This is a genomic window from Rhizobium giardinii bv. giardinii H152 (assembly GCF_000379605.1).
Classification (GTDB): domain Bacteria; phylum Pseudomonadota; class Alphaproteobacteria; order Rhizobiales; family Rhizobiaceae; genus Pararhizobium; species Pararhizobium giardinii.
Map to the genome: position 1 here is coordinate 1 of NZ_KB902741.1, position 1,727 is coordinate 1,727.

The following is a 1,727-nucleotide window of genomic DNA, read 5'->3' on the forward strand; positions in this document are numbered from 1 at the left end:
TTCAGGCTTCGCGGCGACGCTTGAACGGCGCTGCGTACTATCCCGCTCCACGATCTGGAATCCGACGTCGACGATCGGGGAGAAGTGGTTGTTGCCTTGAAGCCGGGTGACGATAATTTCTGCAGCCTTTCGGCCAAGGTCCACGCGGTCGACTTTAACGGTTGTTAGAGAGGGGTTTATCGACGCTGCGATTGTGAGATCGTCAAAGCCCGCAATCGCGAGCTGTGCGGGAACATTGATCCCTTGTCGTTGGCATTCTAATAAGCCTCCAACAGCCATCACATCAGTGGCGAACGTCAAGGCTTCAACTTTGACATTGGACGCCAGGGCGAGCCGAACGGCCTCCGCTCCGCCATCGAAACTATTTTCACAGCGGATGACATCCGCTTCGAGTTCGGTTTCCGTCGAAGTCAGCCAACGGAACCCGGCCAAGCGGTCATCGATACGGTCGTTGAAATCCTTTGTGACAGTCACGTGCCAGATGCGCCGATAACCACAATCAATGAGCAACCTTGTCAGATCGACACTGGCATTGAAATTGGAGTACCCGACAACAGTGTCGATCGGACGATCGGTCAAGTTGCTCCCTTCTATCACGGGGATTCCTGATCGTTGCAAGGTAGACCGTACGGCCTCCGTATGCCGGACCCCTGTGACATAGATGGCGTCGGGCCTGCGAGCCAGAAAGGCTTCGATGACCTGCAACTCGACCTCGTCTGAATACCCAGATGCCCCTATCATCAAATTCATGCCATGCGCATGCAGGACATCGGTCATGCCCTGTATTACTTCAGAATGCTGCGTGTAGCCAATCACCGGGATTATTGCGGCAATCAAACCCGTCCGATTAGCTGCCAAACTCCGTGCCACCAGGTTGGGGACGTAGCCAAGTTCAGCAATCGCGGCCAAAACCTTTTGTCGCGTTGCGGCCGAAACATTTATCGAGCCATTTAAAACCCGCGAAACCGTGCCAACGCCGACCTCTGCCCGTTTAGCGACGTCTGATAAACGAACCGTGCTGTCCAACTATGCGCTCCTTGAGTGTTGGAATTGAAAACCTATAGCGAAATTCTGGAAGCGCTTCCAATATTTTCTTGACCTAGAACCAGAAATAAACGAAGGTGCAAATGGAAGCGCTTCCAACGGAGGCCAATCGGAAATACTGGAGGAGTTCTATGAGTCATTTGGTCGCTGCATCTGCCACCAATCAGGTTGCGATCATCACTGGTGCGGCGAAGGGTCTCGGGCTGGCGATCGCCAAACGTCTCGCCAACGAGGGGTGCCGCGTCGCACTTTGGGATATCGACTTTTCCAAGTTTGACGAGGCGCGGGCAGGCTTCACGCCAGTGATGAAACAGGTCGTGGACGTCGCTGACACGGATGTGGTCGACACAGCGTTTCGAACGACCGTCGAGATGCTGGGGCGTGTTGACATTTTGGTCAACAATGCGGGGATTAATGGCCCCATCGCCAACACCTGCCAATATCCTGTGGAGGACTGGAAACGCGTTTTGGCGATTAACTTGAACGGGGTCTTCCATTGCTGCCGCAGTGCGATCCCGCACATGACCGAACGAGGTTACGGCAGAATCATCAATATCGCATCGATCGCCGGCAAAGAAGGCAATGCAGGCGGAAGTGCTTACGCTGCGGCAAAAGGCGGCGTCATCGCCTACACCAAATCGATTGCCAAGGAACTCGCCAAAACGGGAGTGCTCGTTAACTGC

The 1,727-nt window shown here is 54.4% G+C and carries 2 protein-coding genes; one reads left to right on the top strand and one right to left on the bottom strand.

Translation table 11 applies throughout. The features are described 5' to 3' along the window. Nucleotides 1-1,026 (bottom strand): LacI family DNA-binding transcriptional regulator (locus A3AY_RS0131875; RefSeq protein WP_018329725.1); only part of this gene is annotated, 1,026 nt, incomplete at its 3' end. A gap of 149 nt (nucleotides 1,027-1,175) precedes the next feature. Here A3AY_RS0131875 and A3AY_RS0131880 point away from each other — a divergent pair. Next, nucleotides 1,176-1,727, top strand: a 552-nt coding sequence (locus tag A3AY_RS0131880) for an SDR family oxidoreductase (protein ID WP_018329726.1), incomplete at its 3' end; no start/stop codon positions are given.